Raw genomic sequence first — 6,291 nt, 5'->3', positions numbered from 1 at the left:
AAGCTGGACCACGCGCACGCCCATGTCGGCGAAGGCTTCGATGTGGCCCAGGTGGTCTTCAAACGCGTGGGCGTTCTGGAAGCCCAGTATGATGCCGGTCTTGCGCTCCAGCTTGGCCTGCTCGATGTCGCGGGTGCTGCGCACCAGCGTGATCAGGTCGGCGTTCTCGCGGATCATCGACTTCATCTGCGCGATGTTGTGCACCGTGCCCTTGAAGTCTTCCCAGACGGAGACCGTGCAGTTGGCGGCGCTGAGGCCGCCCTTGCGCATGTCCTCGAACACCGGCCGGCCCCATTTGGCGATGATGAGGCCGTCGATGACGGTAGCGTTGGCGTGTATGGAGTTCATGTCTTGCGTCCTGTGTCGTTGAGGAGGCTTCAGCGGTCGGCGTAGATGGGGAAACGGGCCATGAAGGACTGCACCTGTTCGCGCACCAGCATTTCGACCTTGGCGTCGCCCTCGGGGTGCTTGCGCAGGGCCTGCATCACGTCGAGGATCATTCGCGCCACTTCGCGGCAGTCTTCCTCCTGCATGCCGCGCGTGGTGATGGCGGCGGTGCCCACGCGGATGCCGGAGGTGATGGTGGGCTTCTCGGTGTCGAAGGGGATGCCGTTCTTGTTGCAGGTGATGCCCGCGCGCTCCAGCGCCACTTCGGTCTGGTTGCCCTTGAGGCCCAGCGGGCGCAGGTCCACCAGCAGCAGGTGGTTGTCGGTGCCGCCGGTCACGAGGTCCAGCCCGCCCTGGCGCAGCGTCTCGCCCATGGCCTTTGCGTTGGCAACGACCTGGCGGGCGTAGTCCTGGAAGGCGGGCTGCAGCGCCTCGCCGAAGGCCACGGCCTTGGCCGCGATCACGTGCATGAGCGGGCCGCCCTGCGCGCCGGGGAAGACGGCGGCGTTGACCTTCTTGGCAATGTCCTCGTCGTTGGTGAGGATCACGCCGCCGCGCGGGCCGCGCAGCGTCTTGTGCGTGGTGCTGGTGGTGACGTGGGCGTGCGGCACGGGGCTGGGGTAGACGCCCGCGGCCACCAGGCCGGCCACGTGGGCCATGTCCACCATGAGCAGCGCGCCCACCTCGTCGGCGATGGCACGGAAGCGCGCCCAGTCGATGACGCGCGGGTAGGCGGAGAAGCCGGCGATGATCAGCTTGGGGCGGTGCTCCTTGGCCAAGCGCTCGACCTCGTCGTAGTCGATGAGGCTGTCCTCCTGGCGCACGCCGTACTGCACGGCGTTGAACCACTTGCCCGACAGCGCGGGCTTGGCGCCGTGCGTGAGGTGGCCGCCGGCGGAGAGGGCCATGCCCAGCACGGTGTCGCCGGGCTTGACCAGGGCCAGCATCACGGCCGTGTTGGCCTGCGCGCCGGAGTGGGGCTGCACGTTGGCGAAGCGCGCGCCGAACAGCGTGCACAGGCGGTCAATGGCCAGCGATTCGACCACGTCGGCGTACTCGCAGCCGCCGTAGTAGCGCTTGCCCGGGTAGCCCTCGGCGTACTTGTTGGTGAATACCGAGCCCTGCGCCTGCAGCACCGCGCGGGACACGATGTTCTCGGAGGCGATGAGCTCGATCTGCGCCTGCTGTCGCATGAGCTCCTGCCCAAGCGCCTTGGCCACCCGCGGGTCGGCCTGGGTCAGCGGGTCGGCGAAGAAGGATGTCGTGTTCATGTGCTTGGAATGGCGGTGGGTCGGCGGGTAAATCGGTAGGCCGGTGCGCTTCAGGCGCGCTTGCCGGGCGCTGCAAGCAGCCGTTGCATGTCGATTGCTTGATGGCTGCATTCTTCGAGCCGGACGCCTGCGCGGCTTGTGCGGCACGGACATGCACTTGCTCAAAACCGACATGCCGGGTTCGCCCTGACATGCAGGCGGATTGGCCATAAAGCGACAGGCCCAAAAGAAAGCGGCGCCGGCGTCAAGGACGCCGGCGCCGCAACCTCGCGCACGCCGAGGATGGAGACTCCGTCAGGCCTGGACGATGGTGGGCACGTGCCGGGTCAGGGCCAGGAAGCCGGCCAGGGACTGCCTGTCCATGGCCACCGTGGCCGTGTTGCGCAAAGGATGCGCCTGCACCTTTTCGGCCTGCCACACGCGCTCGTCGATGACCAGCTCGACGGCACGGTCCTTGTCGTTGACGAGGCAAAAGACGCTGACCGCGCCGGGTGTGATGCCCAGCACGCGCTGCAGCCGGTCGGCCGAGCCCATGCTGAGCTTGGAGGTGCCCAGCGTGGTTGCCAGCGCCGGCAGGTCCAGCCTCACGTCGTGAGGCACGATGACCAGGAAGTGGCGCGCGCCCTTGGCGTCGCGCAGGAACACGTTCTTGGTCTTGATGCCGTCCAGCGCCGGCGTGGCCGCCAGCGCGTCGGCAATAGTGAACACCGGCTCGTGCTCGACGATGTCGTAGCGCAGTTGGTTCCTGTCCAGCAGCAGGAGCAGCTCTTGCGAGGAGCTGGTCATCACGTCGGTCGTCATGCCGCCAGCATAGGAACACGGTTCCTGCCGGCTTGCCGAAAACCGCCATGTTCCATGCCGATAGCGACATGCCTTGCCGCACTGCAACAAGAGGGGCGTGCAAATCACACGGGATGGAAAGCCCACTTTCGGTAACAGGACATTTCCCGTCGTTTATTGGCAAGGGGCATACCTACACGTTGCCAGAGTAACGAGGCCTGTTCAAACAATGAGGCTTCACCCATGCACCATCTGCGTTTCCGGCCGCGTCTTGCGGCACTCCTGTTGCCTGCACTGTCCATGCCGGTGCTCGCGCAATCGTCCGCCAACATTGGCGGCATGGTCGACATCGGCGTCTACCGCGATGCCGCCAAGACCTGGAACGTCGGCACCATTCAGCGCAGCAACCTGGCTTTCACGGGCACGGAAGACCTGGGCGGGGGCCTGTCCGCGTTCTTCACCCTGTCCACCCGCTTCGATCTGGACACGGGTGCGCTGGAGGATGCGCCGGCCAAGAGCAAGCCGTTCTGGCATGGCGAGTCCACGGTCGGCGTGAAAGGCGCTTTCGGCTCCATCAAGGCGGGCCGTGCGCTGGACGCGCTGTACGCCAACGACTGGAACTTCGACCCCTGGTACTACTTCGACCGCATCGCGTCGCCTGCGTGGGACCTGTGGCACTACAACTATCCCTCCGATCCCAAGGCCAACGGCGGCAAGGCGGAGTATGGGCGCATTGACAACGCCCTTTTCTACGACTCGCCGGTGATTGGCGGCTTCTCGCTGCACGTGAGCGGCTCTCCGGAAAAGCGCGATGGCGACACCAGGCGCCCGCTGGGCGGGGCCTTGAAATACGCGGCCGGCCCCGTCACGGCCATGGTGTCGCGGGAAAAGAACAGCGCGGGCGCCTCCGACACGTTCTTTGGCCTCAAGGGCCGCATCGGCTCGCTGGCGCTGATGGGCGCCTATGACGTGAGCAAGACGCCGGACAACACCTCCAAGGCCAAGGCCCTCACCCTGGGCGCGCAGTACACCGTGGGCAGCTGGACGCTCAACGGCGGCTGGGGCCAGGTGGACGTGGACGGCGTGAAAGCCGAAAAGGTGCTGGGCACCGGGGTGATCTACGCCCTGTCCAAGCGCACCAGCGTTTATGCAGATCTCGCCCACAAGAAGTTCGTGAGCGACAGCGCCAACGTGTACGGCGTCGGCGTGGCGCACTCGTTCTGACGCCATTTTCCCGCCGCCGCGCATGTCGCTTCCGGACAAATCCACGTCCGACGCACGCAAGGTCGCAGCGGCTGCTCACCAAACAATGGCTTCACTGAGGCGGCAAGCGCGGTAGCTGACACAGCCCCCTTACGAGGCCAACCCCAGCGTTCCAAGGATCCCAACATGACCACCCAGACCTCCACCGTCACCCTGCATCCCCGCGCCGCCGACGTCCAGGCGCAGCTCAGCGCCCTGCTGGAGCGCCGCCGCGCCGGTTACAGCCTGGAAGCTCCGTTCTACCTGAGCGAGGAGATTTTCAAGGCCGACATGGAGTACGTCTTCGGCCGGCACTGGATTTTCGTGGCCGTGGCGCCGCAGGTGGCCGAGCCGGGCGATTTCATCACGGTGGACGTGGGCCAGGACTCCATTCTCATCGTCCGCGACGATGACATGAACATCAAGGCCTTCCACAACGTGTGCCGCCACCGCGGCTCGCGCCTGTGCGACGAGCACCAGGGCAGCCTGGGCAACATCGTCTGCCCCTACCACCAGTGGACCTACGACCTCGAAGGCAAGCTCATCCACGCCGACCACATGGGCGACACCTTCCTGCGCGAGCAGCACAGCTTGCACAAGGTGCACCTGCGCAACCTGGAAGGCCTGCTCTTCATCTGCCTGGCCGATGAGCCGCCGCAGGACTTCGAAGAGGTTGCCGCCCGCATGCGCCCCTACCTGGCGCCGCACAAGCTCAACGAGTGCAAGGTCGCCGCGCAGGTGGAGCTCATCGAAGAGGGCAACTGGAAGCTCACGATGGAGAACAACCGCGAGTGCTACCACTGCGTGGGCAACCATCCCGAGCTGACCATTTCGCTGTACGAACACGGCTTTGGCGCCCAGCCCGGCCCGCAGAACGCCGAAGGCATCGCGCGCTTCGAGCAGATCGTCAAGGACAGCCACGCCCGCTGGGAAGCCATGGGCCTGCCCAGCGCGCGCATCGAGGAGCTGGACACGCGCGTCACGGGCTTCCGCACCCAGCGTTTGCCGATGGACCGCGCCGGCGAGTCGCAGACCATGAACACCGAGGTGGCCTGCAAGAAGCTGCTGAGCGACCAGTTCACGGAGAAGTCGCTGGGCGGCCTGTCTTTCTGGACGCAGCCCAACTCGTGGCACCACTTCATGAGCGACCACGTGGTGAGCTTCTCCGTGATCCCGCTGAGCGCCGGCCGCACGATGGTGCGCACCACCTGGTGCGTGCACAAGGACGCCGTCGAAGGCGTGGACTACGACGTGGCCAACCTCACCGCCGTGTGGAACGCCACCAACGACCAGGACCGCCGCCTGGTGGAGTTCTCCCACGCCGGCGCGGCCAGCAAGGCTTATGAGCCCGGCCCCTACTCGCCCTTCACCGAAAGCCTGGTGGAAGCCTTCTGCACCTGGTACGTCGACCGCATGCGTGCCGGCGTGAGCGGCGGGCGCTGAAGCTTCAGGCAAGCACCGCGGCCGCCTGTTTTCCGTACTGACCCCGGAGCGCCCAGCCCATGACAGTCTCCTACTCCGACCTGGCCGAAGCGCCGCCGCCCGCCTGGGGCGGCGACGACGAATGGCTCGAATGCGTGAGGGTGTGCGATGAGACCCACGACGTGCGCAGCTTCGTGCTGCGCCCGCTGCAGGCTCGCAGTTTCCGCTACCGCCCGGGACAGTTCATCACGCTGCGCCTGGACATCGCGGGCGAGCAGCTCAACCGCTGCTACACCTTGTGCTCCAGCCCAACGCGGCCGGACACGCTGATGATCACGGTCAAGCGGGTACCGGGCGGCAAGGTGTCCAACTGGCTGCACGACCATGTGAAGCCGGGCACGCGGCTGTCGGCCACCGGCCCGGCAGGCAGCTTCTGCTTCCCGGCCGGGCCGGTGAAGGTGCCGGCGCGCGGGCAGCTGTACCTCTCAGGCGGCAGCGGCATCACGCCGCTGATGTCCATGTCCCGCGCCTGGGCCGACCTGGGCCTGGACGCGGACGTGCAGTTCATGCACGCCGCGCGCACGCCGCAGGACATCGTCTTTGCCGACGAGCTGAAGCTGCTGGCCCGCTCGCTGCCGCGCTGGCGGGCCACCATGGTGTGCGAGGGCCGTGGCGACACGCCGGGCTACAGCGGCCTGCTTGGGCGGCTGAGCCTGCCCTTGTTGCGCGCGCAAGTGCCTGACCTGCTGGAACGCGAGGTGTGGTGCTGCGGGCCGGCGCCTTTCATGGCGGCGGTGCGCGGCATGCTGGCGGAAGCCGGCTTCGACATGAGCCGCTACCACGAGGAAAGTTTCAACTTCGAGACGCCGGCGGCCGACGCACCGGCTGCCGCACAGACCCAGCCTACCTCCACCGAGGCCAAGCGCTTCGCCATCACGCTCAAGACGCGCGGCGAGCGCTTCGAGTGCGGCGCTGACGAGACCCTGCTCAAGGCCGCGCAGCGCGCCGGCATTCGCTGGCCCTTCTCCTGCTCCAGCGGCGTATGCGGCACTTGCCGCACGCGCAAGCTCGCGGGCGAGGTGGAGATGAAACAAGGCGGCGGCCTGCGTCCGCGCGAGGTGGCTCAAGGCTGGATGCTGCCGTGCTGCAGCAAGCCGCTGAGCGACGTCGAGCTGGACCGCTAGCCCGG

General features: G+C 66.9%; 6 protein-coding genes. 3 read left to right on the top strand and 3 right to left on the bottom strand.

Going from position 1 to position 6,291, the window contains the following annotated elements; all coding sequences use genetic code 11:
• The 3 genes from SM757_RS06445 to SM757_RS06435 all read right to left on the bottom strand — a co-directional run.
• Positions 1–348, bottom strand: a 348-nt coding sequence (locus tag SM757_RS06445) for a membrane dipeptidase (RefSeq protein ID WP_322464822.1), incomplete at its 3' end; no start/stop codon positions are given.
• Positions 349–377: 29 nt separating this feature from the next.
• Positions 378–1,658: a serine hydroxymethyltransferase gene (glyA, locus tag SM757_RS06440; protein ID WP_066342493.1), complete on the bottom strand. Its 1,281-nt coding sequence runs from the start codon at positions 1,656–1,658 to the stop codon at positions 378–380.
• Between the two features lie 294 nt (positions 1,659–1,952).
• The gene (locus SM757_RS06435; RefSeq protein WP_322464821.1) at positions 1,953–2,459 is read right to left on the bottom strand and encodes a prolyl-tRNA synthetase associated domain-containing protein; all 507 of its coding nucleotides are present in this window, start codon (positions 2,457–2,459) and stop codon (positions 1,953–1,955) included.
• Positions 2,460–2,681: 222 nt separating this feature from the next.
• On the opposite strand from SM757_RS06435, the gene SM757_RS06430 reads away from it, so the two are divergent.
• The 3 genes from SM757_RS06430 (at position 2,682) to SM757_RS06420 (ending at position 6,286) form a co-directional block, all read left to right on the top strand.
• Positions 2,682–3,662, top strand: coding sequence for a porin (locus SM757_RS06430; RefSeq protein WP_322464820.1), 981 nt, complete (start codon positions 2,682–2,684; stop codon positions 3,660–3,662).
• 165 nt (positions 3,663–3,827) lie between these two features.
• Positions 3,828–5,123, top strand: a complete 1,296-nt coding sequence (locus tag SM757_RS06425; protein WP_322464819.1) for an aromatic ring-hydroxylating oxygenase subunit alpha — start codon at positions 3,828–3,830, stop codon at positions 5,121–5,123.
• A 59-nt stretch (positions 5,124–5,182) separates the two neighbouring features.
• Positions 5,183–6,286, top strand: coding sequence for a 2Fe-2S iron-sulfur cluster-binding protein (locus SM757_RS06420; RefSeq protein ID WP_322464818.1), 1,104 nt, complete (start codon positions 5,183–5,185; stop codon positions 6,284–6,286).
• The last annotated feature ends 5 nt before the right edge of the window (positions 6,287–6,291 follow it).

The sequence above is a fragment of the Azohydromonas lata genome, from assembly GCF_034427735.1.
GTDB classification, from domain to species: Bacteria; Pseudomonadota; Gammaproteobacteria; order Burkholderiales; family Burkholderiaceae_C; genus Azohydromonas; species Azohydromonas lata.
This window is presented reverse-complemented; position numbering and strand designations above follow the sequence as displayed.

What these genes read in the sequence shown, in the direction of transcription:
- SM757_RS06430 (WP_322464820.1), top strand. Translation starts at nt 2,682, where the DNA reads ATGCACCATCTGCGTTTCCGGCCGCGTCTTGCGGCACTCCTGTTGCCT.
- SM757_RS06420 (WP_322464818.1), top strand. Translation starts at nt 5,183, where the DNA reads ATGACAGTCTCCTACTCCGACCTGGCCGAAGCGCCGCCGCCCGCCTGG.
- SM757_RS06435 (WP_322464821.1), bottom strand. Translation starts at nt 2,459, where the DNA reads ATGACGACCGACGTGATGACCAGCTCCTCGCAAGAGCTGCTCCTGCTG.
- SM757_RS06425 (WP_322464819.1), top strand. Translation starts at nt 3,828, where the DNA reads ATGACCACCCAGACCTCCACCGTCACCCTGCATCCCCGCGCCGCCGAC.
- glyA (WP_066342493.1), bottom strand. Translation starts at nt 1,658, where the DNA reads ATGAACACGACATCCTTCTTCGCCGACCCGCTGACCCAGGCCGACCCG.